The sequence below is a fragment of the Candidatus Symbiopectobacterium endolongispinus genome (assembly GCF_018777385.1).
In the GTDB taxonomy this organism is placed as follows: Bacteria; Pseudomonadota; Gammaproteobacteria; order Enterobacterales; family Enterobacteriaceae; genus Symbiopectobacterium; species Symbiopectobacterium endolongispinus.
This window is the reverse complement of the sequence record NZ_JAFJYB010000003.1, coordinates 59,711-76,802: the sequence shown is the minus strand read 5'-3', so window position 1 is coordinate 76,802 and position 17,092 is coordinate 59,711. Positions and strand designations below refer to the sequence as shown.

The 17,092-nt window shown below is 55.2% G+C and carries 9 protein-coding genes and 8 pseudogenes; 3 read left to right on the top strand and 14 right to left on the bottom strand.

Features of this window, described 5'->3' with window-relative positions:
* Window positions 1–100: 100 nt before the first annotated feature.
* The gene (gene pdxB, locus JZM30_RS11885; RefSeq protein WP_252318906.1) at window positions 101–1,228 is read right to left on the bottom strand and encodes a 4-phosphoerythronate dehydrogenase PdxB; all 1,128 of its coding nucleotides are present in this window, start codon (window positions 1,226–1,228) and stop codon (window positions 101–103) included.
* A gap of 90 nt (window positions 1,229–1,318) precedes the next feature.
* A pseudogene (locus tag JZM30_RS11880) lies at window positions 1,319–2,085 on the bottom strand (AraC family transcriptional regulator).
* A 96-nt stretch (window positions 2,086–2,181) separates the two neighbouring features.
* Here JZM30_RS11880 and JZM30_RS11875 point away from each other — a divergent pair.
* Both JZM30_RS11875 and JZM30_RS11870 read left to right on the top strand, forming a co-directional pair.
* Complete coding sequence (locus tag JZM30_RS11875; protein WP_252318904.1) at window positions 2,182–3,126, top strand: DMT family transporter; 945 nt, start codon at window positions 2,182–2,184, stop codon at window positions 3,124–3,126.
* Window positions 3,127–3,245: 119 nt separating this feature from the next.
* Entirely contained in the window at window positions 3,246–4,457 is a 1,212-nt protein-coding gene (locus tag JZM30_RS11870; RefSeq protein ID WP_252318902.1) for a flagella biosynthesis regulator Flk, read from the top strand.
* Between the two features lie 63 nt (window positions 4,458–4,520).
* Here the strand turns inward: JZM30_RS11870 and fabB are convergent, their stop codons facing one another.
* On the bottom strand, window positions 4,521–5,735 hold the full coding sequence (gene fabB / locus JZM30_RS11865) for a beta-ketoacyl-ACP synthase I (protein WP_252318900.1): 1,215 nt from the start codon (window positions 5,733–5,735) through the stop codon (window positions 4,521–4,523).
* Window positions 5,736–5,896: 161 nt separating this feature from the next.
* On the opposite strand from fabB, the gene mnmC reads away from it, so the two are divergent.
* The gene (gene mnmC / locus JZM30_RS11860) at window positions 5,897–7,915 is read left to right on the top strand and encodes a bifunctional tRNA (5-methylaminomethyl-2-thiouridine)(34)-methyltransferase MnmC2/FAD-dependent 5-carboxymethylaminomethyl-2-thiouridine(34) oxidoreductase MnmC1 (protein WP_252318899.1); all 2,019 of its coding nucleotides are present in this window, start codon (window positions 5,897–5,899) and stop codon (window positions 7,913–7,915) included.
* Window positions 7,916–7,925: 10 nt separating this feature from the next.
* On the opposite strand, the pseudogene JZM30_RS11855 reads toward mnmC, so the two are convergent.
* The 11 genes and pseudogenes from JZM30_RS11855 to mepA all read right to left on the bottom strand — a co-directional run.
* Window positions 7,926–8,111 (bottom strand): annotated as a pseudogene (locus JZM30_RS11855) (fimbrial biogenesis chaperone); the annotation flags it as partial.
* A 12-nt stretch (window positions 8,112–8,123) separates the two neighbouring features.
* Entirely contained in the window at window positions 8,124–8,600 is a 477-nt protein-coding gene (locus tag JZM30_RS11850; RefSeq protein WP_252318897.1) for a fimbria/pilus periplasmic chaperone, read from the bottom strand.
* 27 nt (window positions 8,601–8,627) lie between these two features.
* Window positions 8,628–9,785, bottom strand: a pseudogene (gene stbD / locus JZM30_RS11845) (fimbrial usher protein StbD).
* 167 nt (window positions 9,786–9,952) lie between these two features.
* Window positions 9,953–12,487 (bottom strand): annotated as a pseudogene (locus JZM30_RS11840) (fimbrial outer membrane usher protein).
* A gap of 31 nt (window positions 12,488–12,518) precedes the next feature.
* Window positions 12,519–12,767, bottom strand: a complete 249-nt coding sequence (locus tag JZM30_RS11835) for a fimbrial biogenesis chaperone (RefSeq protein WP_252318896.1) — start codon at window positions 12,765–12,767, stop codon at window positions 12,519–12,521.
* A gap of 2 nt (window positions 12,768–12,769) precedes the next feature.
* Entirely contained in the window at window positions 12,770–13,210 is a 441-nt protein-coding gene (locus JZM30_RS11830; RefSeq protein ID WP_252318895.1) for a fimbria/pilus periplasmic chaperone, read from the bottom strand.
* 439 nt (window positions 13,211–13,649) lie between these two features.
* Window positions 13,650–14,117: pseudogene (locus tag JZM30_RS11825) on the bottom strand (fimbrial protein).
* 434 nt (window positions 14,118–14,551) lie between these two features.
* The gene (locus tag JZM30_RS11820) at window positions 14,552–14,833 is read right to left on the bottom strand and encodes a YfcL family protein (RefSeq protein WP_252318894.1); all 282 of its coding nucleotides are present in this window, start codon (window positions 14,831–14,833) and stop codon (window positions 14,552–14,554) included.
* Window positions 14,830–15,424, bottom strand: a pseudogene (locus JZM30_RS11815) (elongation factor P hydroxylase). The gene JZM30_RS11820 and the pseudogene JZM30_RS11815 overlap by 4 nt, the downstream one beginning before the upstream one ends.
* A pseudogene (locus tag JZM30_RS11810) lies at window positions 15,421–16,255 on the bottom strand (sulfite exporter TauE/SafE family protein). Before JZM30_RS11810 ends, JZM30_RS11815 begins: the two co-directional pseudogenes overlap by 4 nt.
* A gap of 3 nt (window positions 16,256–16,258) precedes the next feature.
* Window positions 16,259–17,086 (bottom strand): annotated as a pseudogene (mepA, locus tag JZM30_RS11805) (penicillin-insensitive murein endopeptidase).
* Between the last annotated feature and the right edge of the window lie 6 nt (window positions 17,087–17,092).

The window sequence follows — 17,092 nt, the reverse complement described above, 5'->3', positions numbered from 1 at the left end:
GGTGTTCCCCCATTCGTCAATACCTCTTGCTCGGGCGATATATCATCACCCGAATACCCTACGCTAAAAACGTCGTATTTCATGACACCCTCTCACCGTATTACGGCAAGACAGCAGTGAAACCCAATGCATTCAGACAGGCCACACTGTCCTCATCAGAACAAGTGACACGCAGCGAAGACCATTCGCGGCGCTCCTGATAGTGTTTACGCAGACGATCAAATCCGCCACCTTGACCCGCAGACTGGCGCAACAGCGTATCGTCGCGGCGTACATCATACACCAGATGCACCAGACGCTTCAGCAACGCTTGATCGAGAGGGGCCGTTACGTGAACATCCGTGATATCCGGGGCAGGCAACAGCGATGACAGCAGCACTTGCTGAGGCTGCCCGATAAACTGGCACAACGCCTCAAACACTTGCGTGGTACCGCGCGCCTTGCCTTCCAGCGTATAGCCAGCAATATGCGCCGTACCCACGTCCGCACGCGCCAGCAAATCCAGCGAAAGCCCCGGTTCCGGTTCCCACACGTCCAGCACCACGCGCAGATCCTTGCCTTGCTGTAACGCCCGCAGCAGGGCTGCGTTATCAACCACCGGCCCGCGACACGCGTTGATCAAAATACGGCCTGCAGGCAAGGCGGCGAGCACCGCGTCATCAATCAGGTGCAGGGTGTTATCTGGGCCACCCTTGGTCAAGGGCGTATGCAGCGTGACAATATCCGCGTCACGCAACAGCGCATCCAGTGGTAAAAAGGAGCCAACATCCTCCTTGCGGGCGCGAGGGGGATCGCACAGTAACGTCTTCACCCCCCAGGCGTTGAGGCAAGCCTGCAAACGCCGTCCGACGTTGCCCACACCGACAATCCCGACGGTTTTGTCGCGCAACTGAAAGCCATCTCGCTCCGCCAGCATCAGCAGCGCAGAAAAAACGTATTCCACCACCGCGATGGCATTGCAACCCGGCGCGGCTGAAAATCCGACCCCTTGCTCACGCAGCCAGGCCTCATCCACGTGATCGGTACCCGCCGTGGCGCTGCCGACGAAGGTCACGCCCGAATCCGCTAACAGCGCGGCGTTAACCGGCGTGACGGAGCGCACCATCAGGGCGTGTGCCTGTGTCAACGCCTCAACGGGCAACGGCCTTCCCGGCACGGCCACCACCTCACCCACGCGGATGAACAGCTCGCGCGCATATGGCATATTCTCATCAACCACAATTTTCATGTACGACCCAGGTCAGGCAACGCTTGCAAGAAAAACATGGGCACTATTTTGCCACCGAATGGTGGAGAATCCCAACGCTATCCCCATCGATTAAGGTCTGGTTCGATACCCTTCCAGCGTGGACCCACTTTGCTGGCGAAACATGGCGATAAACGCCGATGAAGAGCTGCGGCCGACTTCCAGCGCTACAGACTGCACGCTCATGCCCTGACGCAACAAGGCCAACGCTTGCAGGTAGCGTAGCCGTTGTCGCCACTCGCTGAACGACATACCGAGTAATGCCGCGACAGCGTGCGTTCCGTGCTGTAGACCTCGGTTGCCCATTGCGCCAGCGTACGGTTATCCGCCGGGCACTGCTCCAGCGCATGCAACACTGGAGCCAACAGGCGATCGTCGGTTCCTGGCAAGTAATTGCGTTGGCGCGGTGCCGCCGTCATTTGATCGCACAACACACGACACAAGCGCAGGTCGGGTTTATCGTGAGGGATCAGTACGTCGCGCGCGAACAAATCATCCTGAATCGCCTTAAACAGCGGGCCAACCTCAAGCAGGCACGGCGTTTCGGGAAGTTCTGCATACCAGCGCGCATCAAAATTGATGGTGCAAATGGTGGCCTGACGTTGGTTGTAGCAAGCGTGCTCAACCCCCTGAGGCAACCAGATAGCAAAATGGGTCAGTGCCCCAAAACGCTCCTGTGCGAGACGCAGTACCACAACGCCATAAACCACATACAACAATTGCCCCCACTCATGACGATGAGGCAGGTATTCCGTATCCGCGCTAACCGCTTCGGTACGCAAAAACACCCCATTCGGTGGTATGCCTTCAGGACGGTAGTAAGATCGTTGTCGCGTCATGTTGTCTGTCTTGCCATTCAGGATGTCTTATTTTCACTATATAGAACGAACCCGCCTGTCGTAAACTGACTTACCACGTTAATGAGAATTGTTATCATGCAACTGTTATTCCCCCTTATCGCCGTCTTGTTTTGGTCATTTAACGTGATCGTTAATAAACTTTCCGTTGGTGTCATCGATCCAGCAGCGATGTCATTCTACCGCTGGCTATTGGCTCTGCTGGTACTGACGCCCTTTATGTTGCCTCAGTTGCGACGACACGCGGGCACCATCAGGCTACACTGGGGAAAATTGCTGTTTCTAGGGTTTCTCGGCATGGTTCTCTACCAAAGCATGGCCTACTATGCCGCACACAGCATCAGTGCGCTGATGATGGGCATTCTGGTTTCGTTGATCCCCTTGCTCATGGTATTGATCAGCATTCCGTTGCTCGGCGTGGCGCCCACCTTGAGCTTACTGTGCGGCAGTCTGCTCTCCTTTTTCGGCATCAGTTGGCTTATCAGCGGTGGACATCCGACTCTGATTCTGGCGCAGGGCATCGGGCGCGGCGAGGTAATGATGTTTATTGCTGCGTTAGCCTACACCTTGTACGGCGTATTAACCAAACGCTGGTCCATTGCTCTGCCCACCTGGGTGTCGCTCTACGTGCAGATTGCCTTTGGTGTCGTGCTGTTGCTGCCGAACTTATTGTTGGCACAAAGCATTGCCCTGAACGCGCAAAACCTACCGCTGGTACTGTTCGCCGGTATTTTCGCCTCGATCCTTGCTCCGTGGATGTGGATCGTCGGGGTGATGCGCATCGGGGCCAATAACGCCAGTATTTTCATTAATCTGACACCGGTGTTTACCGCACTGATCGCCGTGACGTTGCCGCATGAAACACTGCACAGCTACCACATCGTAGGCGGGATTCTGGTATTACTCGGGGTTGTCATGGCGCAGCATATGCGTACTCCGCGCGCTCAGCACAATGCAGTTTGCACACCGGATAGCGATACGTCTCGCAGCCAAATCCATGAAGTGGAAGCAAACCGCAAATAAGGAGGCATTTTCCCCTATGATCTGACTATTCTCGCACCAGACACCTTGCTATGATTTCCGTTGCCTATTCAGGGCTCCCGGGGAATGCAGGGTGCCTTTCACGCAGTGAGGAGTCCATTATGCAGCCAGTCAGCAGTCCGGGAACCCCGACGCCGGGAGATCGCCCCCCCACCCCCGCATCGCCGGCGTCGGCCATTGCCTCTTCCTCATCCAATACGGCGGCGGCGAACTCCCCGCTCAGCTTTACCCAGCGCGCCACGCTGGATACGCTGGTGGTCAAGCTACAGGCGCTGACATCGCTGAGTAACAATGCCATCTGGACCACACTACGTCAGGACATTGGTTTGGCGCCAAACCAGACATTGCTCGGACAGCATTTTACCGCCGCCGAGCAGTCATTGCAGAACCAACTGGTGCAGGCTCAAACACAGCAAAGCAGCGCCCGCCATCCGTTATTGCAACGCCTGACCGATCTGCTGCCTCAAGAAAACAACAGCCAGCGCGTCACTCAATTTTTACGTCAGGAATTTGGTCATACCGAACTCAAAGCGCTGACGCAGCCTCAGTTACAACGGGTGCTGACCATGTTGCAAACACCGCCCGATGCGGCACCTCTAAATGCCGCGTCAGGCAGAGCACCCGCGCTTGCCACAACGCTGGTGCAAAATGCGCTCACCAATGCCGCGACCACGGCCCTGCTGCAACGTCCGTTATCCAGCGTCGAGCAGAACAGCCTGAATCAGATGGTGGTGCGATTGTCCGCGCTACTGGGCGAACCGACGGAAAAAATCTGGACGTCATTGACGGCAATGCAACACCAGCCGCCGGGCACGCCGATCCCCGCTCGTCATTTGCCGCTCCTGATGCAATATTTGCAAACGCAAACTGACCTGCATCATCTGCTGACCACTGGCAATTGGCGCAGCGATGCACCCGCGACTTTGGCAACAACGTCGACCGCAGGCAATGCGGCGCAACCCCCAATGACCGCGACTCAGTCCACATTGTACACGCTGTTTCAACCCGCGTTGGAAGCCAATGAGCGACAGTTGTTGCTGGACTACAGTCAAAACCGTTTCAATGCCGGGGTACAAACACCGCTTACCCAACCGCAACTCAACGAACTGGTGACCTTTTTGTTCGCTCACCGCCTGCAGCGCGCTTCCGACGGGGAACTGACGATACAGAGCCTGTTCCCGCATCCGCAGCCGATTGCCAACCCGCTGGTTGCTACCTTACCACCTGCCCTCCAAGCCGTGTTCAACAAACCGCTGTTTTGGCCCATTGTCAGCGTTTGCGTGGTGATATTTTTGCTGTGGGTACTGTTTTAACCGACAAAAAAACCGGGGCACAAGGCCCCGGTTCAGCAAAACAGACGATTTAGGGTATATCAATTACGCTAACTTACGCATCACCAACGTAGCATTAGTGCCGCCGAAGCCAAAACCGTTGGACATTACCGTGGTCAGCTTACGCTCAGTCGGTTGTGTCACGATGTTCATGTCCTGCGCCAACTCATCCAACGTATCAACGTTAATGCTCGGCGCTATAAAACCGTGCTCCAGCATCAGTAGAGAGTAGATCGCTTCCTGTACGCCCGCTGCGCCGAGGGAGTGCCCGGTCATTGCCTTGGTTGCCGAGATGGGCGGCACCGCGTCGCCAAACACCTGACGAATCGCCCACAACTCTTTCACGTCACCCACCGGCGTAGAAGTACCATGGGTGTTGATATAATCGATAGGGGTATCCACATCCTGCATCGCAAGTTTCATGCAGCGCACGGCGCCTTCACCGGACGGCGCAACCATGTCGGCACCGTCAGAGGTTGCACCGTATCCCACCACTTCGGCGTAAATATGTGCACCACGCGCCAGCGCATGTTCCAGTTCTTCCACGACCACCATACCGCCACCACCGGCGATAACAAAACCGTCACGATCGGCATCATATGTACGGGACGCTTTTTCCGGCGTTTCGTTATATTTGGTAGACAACGCGCCCATGGCATCAAATTCACAGGCCAGTTCCCAGCATAGCTCTTCACCGCCACCAGCAAATACGATGTCCTGTTTACCCAGTTGGATCTGCTCTACCGCGTTACCAATACAGTGCGCAGAGGTGGCGCAGGCAGAACTGATGGAGTAGTTCACGCCCTGAATTTTAAAGGGCGTCGCAAGACAGGCTGACACCGCAGAACCCATCGCTTTGGTCACCACATACGGGCCAACCGCTTTCAGGCCCCGTGGGCTGCGCATGGCATCCGCACCAAACACTTGAGAACGCGCGGAACCGCCGGAACCGGCAATCAAACCGACGCGCGGGTTGTTTTGGTAAACCTCAGGTGCCAGATTGGCATCGTCAATGGCTTGTTCCATCGACAAAAAAGCATAGACAGAGGCATCGCTCATGAAACGCACGACCTTACGTTCAATGAGGCCGGCAGTATCCAGCTTCACATTGCCCCAGACGTGACTACGCATACCGGAATCTTTCAGCTCTTGTGAGAACGTAATACCCGAGCGACCTTCCCGCAACGATGCCAGGACTTCCTGCTGGTTATTACCAATGCTTGAGACGATCCCCAGGCCAGTAATCACTGCACGTTTCATTCAATACCTCTTTCCGCATAAATGTATTTTGGGATTTCGTCACGCACTTTAGCGTACAGATGTAAGCTGAACAAGTCCGATCACCCAACCTTTTACAAAATTTGCGCGCTCGACACTGGCTGAGTAAAATCACGCTATCGCTTAAAAATGAGTCAATTATAGTGAAAGACCACGCTATTCAGCACGGTACTCTCTCCTGGAACGAACAGGGTACACCTGTTTCGCAACAGTTTGATGACGTTTACTTCTCAAATCAGGATGGGTTGGAAGAGACCCGCTACGTTTTCTTGCAAGGCAATCACTTTCCGGCGCGCTTTGTTGAGCATTCACGCCCGCTGTGCATCATTGCAGAAACCGGATTTGGCACTGGTCTGAACTTTTTGACGCTATGGGAAGCATTCGCCCATTTTCGCGCGCAGCATCCGCAGGCCACGCTGCGGCGCCTGCACTTTATCAGCTTTGAAAAATTCCCGTTGCGCGTGGCCGATCTGGAACAGGCGCACGCCCACTGGCCGACACTCGGACCTTACGCCGAAGCGCTGCGGCAGGCATGGCCGTCGGCGCTGCCGGGCTGTCATCGCCTGATTCTGGCTGACGATGCCATCACTCTCGACCTGTGGTTTGGCGATATCAACGACTTGCTGCCAACGCTGGACGATTCCCTGACGCATCAGGTTGACGCCTGGTTTCTCGATGGCTTTGCCCCGTCCAAAAACCCGGACATGTGGACAGATAACCTGTTTCACGCCATGGCACGTCTGTGCCGGGCGCAGGGTACCTTTGCGACATTCACTGCCGCAGGGTTTGTGCGTCAGGGGCTACAGCAAGCCTGCTTTTATGTGGAAAAGATCAAGGGCTACGGACAAAAACGCGAAATGCTGCGCGGCGTATTACCGAACGCCATCCTGGCCCCGGCGGCAACCCCCTGGTATTCACGCCCGGCCGCGAGCGCGATAGAGGATATCGCTATTATTGGCGGTGGTATTGCCAGCGTACTGACAGCACTGGCGCTGCTGCGACGCGGCGCACACGTGATACTCTATTGTGAAGATGAGGCACCAGCGTTAGGCGCATCCGGTAACCGTCAGGGAGCCCTTTACCCGTTACTAAACGACAAACACGATGCGCTTTCCCGCTTTTTCGCCACCGCTTTTGGTTTTGCCCGTCGCCAGTACGACTCACTGCTGCAAGCCGGTATCGCCTATGAACATGACTGGTGCGGTGTGAATCAGATTGCCTACGATGAAAAAAGCGCGCGCAAAATCACGCAAATCTTGCACGGCAACTGGCCGATAGAGATAGTTACGCCGCTCAGCGCTGATGAGATGGATGCAACGGCCGGATTGGCGATAGGTTTTTCAGGTGTGAGCTATGCCGAGGGTGGCTGGCTGTGCCCGACAGAGCTTACCACCCATGCGCTGAAACACGCACAATCGCTCGGGTTGGTCGTGCATTTTGCTACTCGCGTCTCTGCGCTGGAAAAAAATGCATCCGGCTGGCAACTGAGGTTGGCAAACGGGCAGCAAAAAACCCATCCTGTGGTGATCCTGGCGAATGGACACCAGCTCAGCGACTGGTCGCAAACTCAGCATCTCCCCAGCTATGCGGTGCGCGGTCAGGTAAGTCATATCCCGACTACGCCGGTGCTACAAAGCTTGCAACGCGTCCTTTGTTACGATGGCTATCTGACTCCCGTCAGCCCCCGTCACCAGCAGCACTGTATCGGTGCCAGCTACCAGCGAGGCGTGGTTGCCACCACGTTTAGCTCAGACGAGCAGCAGGAAAACCACCAGCGCCTCGCGGCCTGCTTGCCCGATGCAACGTGGGTGAATGACATTGACGTCAGCGGCAACGCAGCACGTCAGGGCGTGCGCTGTGCTACGCGCGATCACCTGCCGCTGCTCGGTGCCGCGCCGGATCACGCACTGACGCTACATCAATACGCGTCACTTGACGTACAGCAGCACACGCCAGAACGTGTGGCCGCGGCACCGGTTCATGAGGATCTGTTCATTATCGGTGCGCTAGGATCGCGCGGATTGTGCTCTGCCCCGTTGGCTGCCGAAATTCTGGCAGGGCAACTGTACGGAGAACCATTGCCGCTCAATGCACCAACGCTCGCCGCGTTGAACCCGAATCGTTTTTGGGTGAGAAAGCTGCTGAAAGGCCGCGCGGTGTAATCAGCCACGCTCAAGGAAAGAGTGTCGCGGAATAACGCCAGTGGGTACCGGTATCGTTGATGAGCTGATAGCTGAGTGTCTGTCCGACGATCGAACGATTTACCGGCAGGTTTACGCTGGACGCCGGAGCCACCATCATGCTGCCCAGACGCTGTTCAGCATAGCTGATGTCGGTCAGCGTCATATGCCAGGGGGTGGGATTGGCGACCTACAACTGTTGCCCGTCCCCCGCTTGCAGCAAACGAAAACGCAGTTGTTCGCCATCAGACTCGTTAGGGTCGCCCAGCCCGGCTGGCCGAATAAACACCTTCAGGCGCAAGCGCAGCGGCAACACCACGCTTTGCTTGTGGCGCGTCATCTCCGCAGTGTTCGGTGGAATTTGATAGACGTTAAGCCACAGCAGCGATTCTTTGTCATTGGCAAACCCCTGACGCGAGGTGAGCAACAAACACAAAGAACGCTCCTCATCCGGCTTCATACTGAATACCGGCGGTACGGCGATCAACGGCGTTGTAGCACGCTCGGGTGGGAGCAGCGGATCGCCCGCATCACTCCAGACCTGTACCAGCGTGGGCAGTTTTTCTGAATTGGACAGCATGAGCGATGTGGACATCTCGCCTTTGTGCAGAATCACGCGAGAGCCTTCAACATTAACCACAGCGAATGCAGGAAGAAAAGCACGCACAGCATCCCGCTGATGGCTTTCTGCGCGCTACTGGAAACTGACAATGATCTGCAATTGAGCATTGACTGTCCCCGGTGTAATCGGTTGTTGATTAATCGCTTCCAGCGATGCGGTAAAATCTCCGGCATAAATTTCTGTGCTACCCGCAGAGACCCTGGTGGTTAATTCTTTAAAGGCATGCCACCCGCGCGGGTTGCCGGTGCCGTATGAGGTTAAATCCGGCAGTAGATTGATGGCTTGCCCTCGGTTGTTGAAAATACGGATACCGACGCCAGAAGCTTCGCCCGCTCCGCTACCGTACTGATTATCCAGCAACCAGGTTAAGCCGCCGCCGCTGGTGACCAGCTCCAACGACTGCGCCGCCGCCACCGCGGCGGGCTTGTTCACCAAAAAACCCATCGAGAAATTCGCCGCCGTGAGGGTTGACACATTGGTGCTAGATAGTGCCCCGGATTAACACTGTATGGTGACGGAGAACCCCGCACGGCTGGTGCCGCCCTGACGCAACTGATTAGCGGTGATCAACGGCAGCATCACGACATTCGGAAAATCATCCACGCGACAAGACGCGCCGCGTACAAAGGTCACCCCCGTCGCGTACAGGCTCCAGGTACCAGGCCAGTCATAGGGCCATCCTTCATAATTGGTTGCCGAATCAGCACCCTCAGTCACATTCGCGCTGAGTCCCGGGCCTTTAAACGCGGTATAGCCGTGAGGCTGGCTGTAGAGGTAGGTGTAGCGATTATAGGCGTTGCCATACCACGTGGTGCTGTCGATACGGAACACTTCCATCAAAATATCGCTGAAGGCGCTGGCCGGAATATAGATATAGGTACCATCGGAGAACCAGTCGGACGGCGTCAGTTGCCGACCCTGCCAGTAGCGGGAAAAGTAGGCCCAGCTCTTTAAATGGGTGAGTCTAACCGCAACATTGCGCACATAGCTATAGTAGGCACCGTCAATCTCACTGGCCGCATACATTCCGGCATAGCCGATATCGCCATTGGTGGCATACATCTCGAACAGGCTGCTGGCATCCGCGACTGCACAGCGAAACAAGATTTAATTAGCAGTAAACGCCGTCTGCGCGCCCTGACTCAGAAAGCTGATTGAGCTGCTCGCCAACAAAGTACCTGAGGACTGAAAGGTGCCGCTGCTAAGGCTTATCACGCCGGGCATACCAATGTTTCTGCCGTTACAGGTATCGCACGCGCCATTCCAAGCGGTCGCGGTATAGCCCGCATTGCGCGCTACCTGCGATAAGGAGGTGGCACTGGTGACCCGAATACAGGCGCTGTAGGCCGTCTGGCTCCCGAGTAACAGCACGGCCAGCCAGAATATGATACGCTATGTCATGGCGACCTCCGAAGCTGACAAGGCAGATCAAGATGGGTGAAAGCGTCGCTTCCGCGCGGCGGTAAACGGTAGCTGACCGCACATTGCTCCCCAGCCTGCGGGCCCCATACCATCTGTAAGGTACCGCGTTCTTCGGCAAGGCGGGCGTAGATTTGACCACCTTGCCCGACCATGCCAACGCTGTCGCCTGCCGCCGTTACCACATCCGCGCCCATTGGGGGAAAACTCCCGTCCTCAAGTTGCGTGGCGATCAGCACCGCCCTCCCTTGCAAGGTGGGAAAACTGACCTGCGCCAAGGTTCCCGCGTAAGGGACCACGCGCTGGCTGCCACCTTGCAATTCAGTTTCATCGTTCATGGTGCTGGCATCCAGCGTAATGGTGTTATAACGGTATGGGGCCAGCGACGGCAAGATGGCGTAACCAAAGCTATCGACCGTAGCCCCCTGACCATTGCGCACCATCGCCCCTTCGGCACCCGGCGCACGGATCAACGCGAAGGTATCGCTGGCATAAGGCCCGAGCGTTACTCCGCCCTGATGCAACACCAGTGTACTGGCGGCCCCGACGCCAAATTGGCGATAGTTGTCGCCTTGTGCCACCGAAGCGCGCAGCGCACCCAGAGAAGTCGTTTGCTGTGCGCTACCGCCAAATGTCATGGCGTTACCGCCCTGTTGATAATTCTCTACCCCGGTGTAGGCAGACCAGGTGAACTGCCTGTCGTCGCCTGAAGACCACGCCACACTCAGCGTGCCTGAACGTGACGCGCCAGTGCGGTTCATGTCCAACGAGACCGTAGAGCGGGTGCTCCCGACATCAAAGGGCACAGAGAAACCGAGCGCGACAAGGGTTTCGGTATAGCGCTGCTGACCGATGTTGTCGTAGTCTCCATCACTGACGCTGACGAAATTACGTCCCCGTTCCCACACAGTGCGCTGGCGTGCCACGCTCAGGTTATAGCTGATGTTTCGCCAGGAATTATTGTAGCCGAGTTGCAGTTTAGTAACGCGTGATGATTCACCGTAGTAGCTGCTGGTACTGGCCGACATGTTCAGCATACCCCACGAGCCCATCGCCTGGCTCACCGTAGCGGAAAAACGGTTTTTTTGATTCAGGCTGTCTGACCAGTAGCTTCCATTATTGCGATACTGGCGGCGCTGACCGAGCACATCTTGCAGATCGCGAAAACCGGTGGTGGAATAGTGCCAGGCAGCCAGTACCACGCTGGTGCCGCTGGCAAAGGTGCGACCGTAGCTGAGTTCACTACGCCAACCCGACTCAGTATGACCATTCACATCCGCATGCGACCAAGTCGCGTTCGTCCCGAAGGCTCCGATAGGAGTGGCGATCACCGTACCAAACAATCCCGCGACATAGTCATCCGCAACGCGTACACCGCCGTTGAGCGTTAACACATTATTGAGGCCATGCTGGACAACGCCTTCGGCAAATTGGTTATCGATGCTATTAAAATGGCGCACGCGCCCCATCGCCACTTCGTATTGCCAGTTACCGGGACGCACTGAATCAGGGACGGAGGCATAGGGTACGGTAAAGGTTGATACCCGCCCGTTGGCCTCGATCACCTCTACCTGCAAGTCCCCGCGATCCTGCGTGTTATACAAATCGCGGATCACGAAAGCACCGGGCGGAACGCTGGTTTCATAGATAATCTGCCCCAGTTGCCGCACCACCACACGCGCCGAAGCCCCAGCTACGTCGCGCACTTCTGGTGCAAATCCTCTACGCCCCTGCGGCCACATGCGCTGATCGCTGGCAAGCTTGACGCCATTGAATGACAAACTGCCGAACAGGCTATTACTGGTGTAGCTGTCACCCAACGTCAGCATGCTTTCAATGGCGGGGATGGGTCTGTCCACCCAGGTGCGCACCGCGTTGTATTTATATTGGCTGCCACTGACGCTGCTGTCGTAATAGCGCAGATTCCCTTGATGGCGAACCTGCCACAAACCAATATTGGAACCAGCATTCAACGCACTCCACAAATAGCCGTAGCGATAATTGTTGTCACGATTTTCCGTGCGGTAGTAGTTGGTGTTATGGCGTAATGACAGCGCAGGGATACCACTGTCCCACTCCGAAACCGGAATATAGCCGCGTGGAGTGCGCAACAAGGCCTGCTGTGCTACCACAAGATTGAGGCGCAAGGCGGTGAGATCCACCTCTTCAGCCACGCTTTGGCCGGTATCGCTCAGTAACACACATTCTGCTGGTTGCCGCGGTGCGTTGCGATTTACACGTATGGCCGTTTTTTACAGCAAGGCCGGAGAGAGGCAGGCCTTCACGCCCTCTCCGGCGGTGGCGATAAACAGCACCGTCTCACTGGCGGCAATCATCTGATCGTTAACGAATACGTCCAGAACATGCTCACCGGCTTCAATCAGTGCATCGTGCTGATTGAAACGCGCCAGATCCTGATCATAGGCCGCCCCCTGTAACAACGCCGGGTCGAAGTAATAGTCTTCAGCGTGTACCGACGATGCCAGCCCGGCCACTGCCGCCGCCAGCCACAGAGGAGCAGGTGTTAATGGACACGCAAGCCGCTCATAACGGGAAGTCGGCACTGAGTCTGGCTCCCTGATCGCTGATGATCGTTACCGTGACGGTATGACGTCCTGACGGCACGGCGCAAGTAAACCAAAACGTGCGTTGGCTTAATGGTGCGACCATATCTGCTGTCGCCGGGATGGTTGCGCCCGACGCATTAAGCGCTATCTTGCTCACATTGAGATAAAACGGCAGTGTGTTGGACACGAGCACGCCGCTACGTTGCCCTTCACGGGTGGCCGTCACTTTTACCGTTGAAAGAACATTGGCAGGAGGGTTTCCCAGCCGGGATGGGCGAAAAAATAATTTGACGCGGTTGCGCAGCACCACCAGCATTTTATTCTGGCTAGCGGCAGCATCGCCCCCACATTGGACGGTGGGATTTCCTGGAAATTGAAGTAGAAAATGGATTCACGATCTTCCGGCAAGGCGCGCGAGCGGGTATAGGAAATACGGGCAACCTGTCCGGCATTCGGGGCAATACAGAAAGACGCAGGAGAAACCACAAAGGGGATATTACGTTTGCTCTCTGGCCCATCATTCATATCCCCTTCATCAAACCAGGTTTGAACGATATAAGGCACATTACCGCGGTTCGCGAGTTGAACATCTACCGAGCGCGCATCTCTGCGATAAATAATTCGCGTTCCGGTCATGATGATACTGGCCCAAGCGGAAAAACTCGCCATCGCCAATAATACCAGCAGAGCAGCCCCCAACCTAGAAATACGACGTTGCGTGCAGTTATATACAGCCCCTAAATCGAGATTAAGCGGGACAGAATTTAGCGATCGTCGTAATTATAATTCAGCGATAGAAATTTGCCGGATTATCCACATGCATTTCTGGTAGTTACGCAGAAGGGAGCGAGGCGCTGAGGCCCCCATAAATTTAGGCCAAGTCTTTTTGTTGGTACAGTGAATGTTTCGCGCGCGTTAACCCAAGCGGCTATTTGCACCGTTCAGCGCACGTGCCCGACACGGGGCGTGCTATCGCCCTCTCCCCGTGGCCTCTGGCTTTTCGCGGAAAATAACGCCGCTACGCGGTGCCTTCGGAGTCCGAGTCCACTGACGGGCCGCCAGCGACGCGGGAATGGCAAACGGGCCTGTAAAAACAGGCCCGACAGGATTACTGGTAGGAAATGGCTATTGCAGCGTTGAGGTCACCGACCCTGGTGCAGCGCTACCGGTAGCCAGGTACTGTGCGGTATAGCTGGCGCTGGTTTCATTCGGGCCAAGTTCCAAATCACCGTCACCAGTAAACCCGTTGGTGAAGTTGATCTCAGTCCCTTTGATGTCCAGAATCTGCAGTTCAACGTTTTTTGCCGTGCCGGTATTACCCAGGTTGCCTGCGCTGGTTACCTGATTGCCGACAAATACGGTGGAAACCGTCATGCCATCGGCATCACCCGTACAGCCACTCACACCAATATCAAAGGTGGTTTGCCCAGCGGTTTGACGCAGCATTCAGTTGGCTGGCGTTGACTGTCGGCAGTAAGACGACAGGTGATGCGTTGTTCCCATTGACCGAAACCTCACAAGTTTCGTCCGCGACTCCCACCTGAAAAGAAATGGTATTGCCAGAAGCCAGCGCCATTCCCGGAACGGCAACCAGTGAAGCAACAAAACCAAAAGCTACAGCATATTTATCTATTCTCTGTCATCAAAGTTAATATATTACCCTCAATGCGAGGGTAAATATATAACGAGATAACGCATCATCAACTCTGATTCCTTGCAGAATATAACCTGTCAGATTAACAGGTCAGTCAGCTGTTTTTATTCCTTGCTGCTGCAGCATCTCTCGTTGATAGCTATTATTCCGGATATTATGCAGAGAAGTTTATCGTGCCTGTATAATTTAATCAGAGTAGTGTAAAGATGAGTTCGGAACTGATATTTTTATTTACCAATTAACACAAAGAATTAGGCAAGTAATTGTTTTAATAAACTATTCCCGCTTTCACAGGAATAACAATAACGCGTTAAATAATACTTTTTCTCATTTACCGAGTCAGTGCGAGTAAGTTATCAATTGATCTGCGAGGCGCGCTGAAATAAATCATCCCACATACCATTGACTAATATCTGATCCGGCGGCGAAAGCTCACCATTTTTAATCGCTTGCTTTACGCTGTCGCAAACGCGCTGATAGAGCGCCTGAACCGAGGTTTCCCACTGCTCTTCAGCCTCTGCCACTGCCAGCGTCAAATGACCGCGCAGGTAGCCACCGGCAAAAAGTTCATCATCGCTGGCATGCTCTACCATATCATCAATCAGCGCAAGAATACGCGCTTCACATTCTGCGATCATCTAACATCCTCACTATTAACGTTTATCCGCATCAGTTGAGATCGGCGGGATACGGGATACGGGAACTGCTCCGCCGTCAACGGCGGCGTATTGTAATGCACGAATAAAGCGCAATGGACGCGCCGGAATACCTTGCTCCAGATAGGTCATCACTTGTGCATGTACGGTGCTCTGAAACGCGATGCGATCCGGCTCAATACTCCCTTCCAGATTGTCGCAACTGACATTAAAGGGAAAGCCCGAAGCCATGCAAAACAGCCAGTCAAACGCCTGTGGCTTGATTTCTACCTGCTCGAACTGCCCCTGCGTTGCCGCATCGCGGCCATCCTGGCAGTACCAATAGCCAAAATCCACCAGCTTGCGTCGCGCCTCACCGGCAATGCACCAGTGCGAAATTTCATGAAATGCGCTGGCATGAAACCCGTGCGCGAACACAATACGATGATAGGAAAACTGTTCATCAGCAGGCAGATAGATAGGCTCATCATCCCCTTTCACCAGCCGAGTGTTATAGTCCTTCTCAAAGCACTGTGCGAACAAAGTAATGAGATCGCGGTAATCGTGCGTAGTGCTTACACTAGAGGTGGTCATGACCAGAGGTGTCCTATCCATTGGGTAATATCGCTGCCGTGGTTATCATAAATCAACTTCACGCTCATACAGGCAGACACAATAACCAGCATCGGACGGATCAGCTTTTGCCCCTTATTGAGCACCATGCGAGCACCGAGGCGGGCACCCAACACCTGCCCGACCAGCATCACCAGCCCAACGCCCTAGACCGCCTGACCGCCTGACCGCCTGACCGCCTGACCGCCTGACCGCCCAGAATAAAGAACAGCAACCCACCAAAATTGGAAGTGAAATTGAGCACCTTGGCATGTGCCGTGGCTTTAGGCAGGCTAAAACCGCTGAGCGTGACAAACGCCAGCGCGTAGAAAGAACCAGCGCCGGGGCCAAAGAAACCGTCATAGAACCCGATACACCCGCCCGCCAAAAAGGCAAACGGAAGGCCCGACAAACGTTTCTGGCGATCTTCATCGCCAATGTTCGGCATTAACAGGAAATAGAGCCCGATACCGATCACCAGAACAGGCATGATCTGGCGCAAAAAATCCGCGTGAATCTGCTGAATCAACCAGGCACCAAACGTTGAGCCTAAAAAGGTCAACGCGATGGGCAGCTTCTGTTCACTTAACCTCACGGCGCGCTGACGGACAAAATAGAGACTGGCAGAAAAAGATCCACCGACCGCTTGCAGTTTATTGGTTGCCAGCGCCTGCGCTGGACTTAGTCCTGCCGAGAGCAGAATTGGAATACTGAGTAACCCACCTCCCCCGCGATAGAATCGATAAAACCGGCAAGTGCTGCAAAAGCAAACAACACCCCGAGCATTTCGGGACTGACTAAAAACCATTCCATGACTTAGTTCACCAACAGATGTTTATCGAGTAATGCCTGGAACGAGGCCGGTAGCGGAGGTGGCGTTTTCACTGGCGCTTCAAGGGGTCGGCTGGTGTGGCGTAAACCAACTGCTCAATTCAGCGCCGCACCAATCACCTGCGGGTGGCGCGTCCTGATCCTGACATTCCAGGCTGTCTGCCGAGCAGCGTAACCGCACGTGCATATGCGCCTTGTGCGCAAACCAGGTACGCACTTTGCGCAGCCAGTCACGATCCTGTCCCGCTTCCTGACACAGCTGTTTCTTGATGGCCGGGTTGACAAAGATGCGGGTGACCTCATGATCCTGCACGGCCAATTTGATCAACGCCGTCACTTGTGGCTGCCACAAGCGTGGGTTGACCTGACGACCATTGGCTGCGACCAAATCGATAGGCTGCGGTTTCAGGAGTTGCTGTGCCGTCCAACGTTGCAGCGGCATCTGTAACCAAATATCCGCATCCAGACCGGACTGGTGACTGGCATGGCCGCTGCTGAATCGACCGCCAGCCGGCATTCCCATATCGCCCACCAGCACAATACCGCCAGTCTGCTTTTTCACATTGGCGCTTAGTCGCGTGATAAACGCCAGCAAATCCGGATGACCGAAATAGCGGCGTTGATCGACACGCATCACCTGATAATTCACGGATTCCAACGGCAACGGCTGCGCACCGACAATACAACCGTTAGAGAACGCACCAATGGTCTGCGCCGTACCCGGCACCGGATGCGCGATCTCTTGCCACGGGGTTTTTGCCCATACGCCCGCGCTTAACAGCACGGCAATGGCCCCACCCACCCTTTTTTCATGTTTAG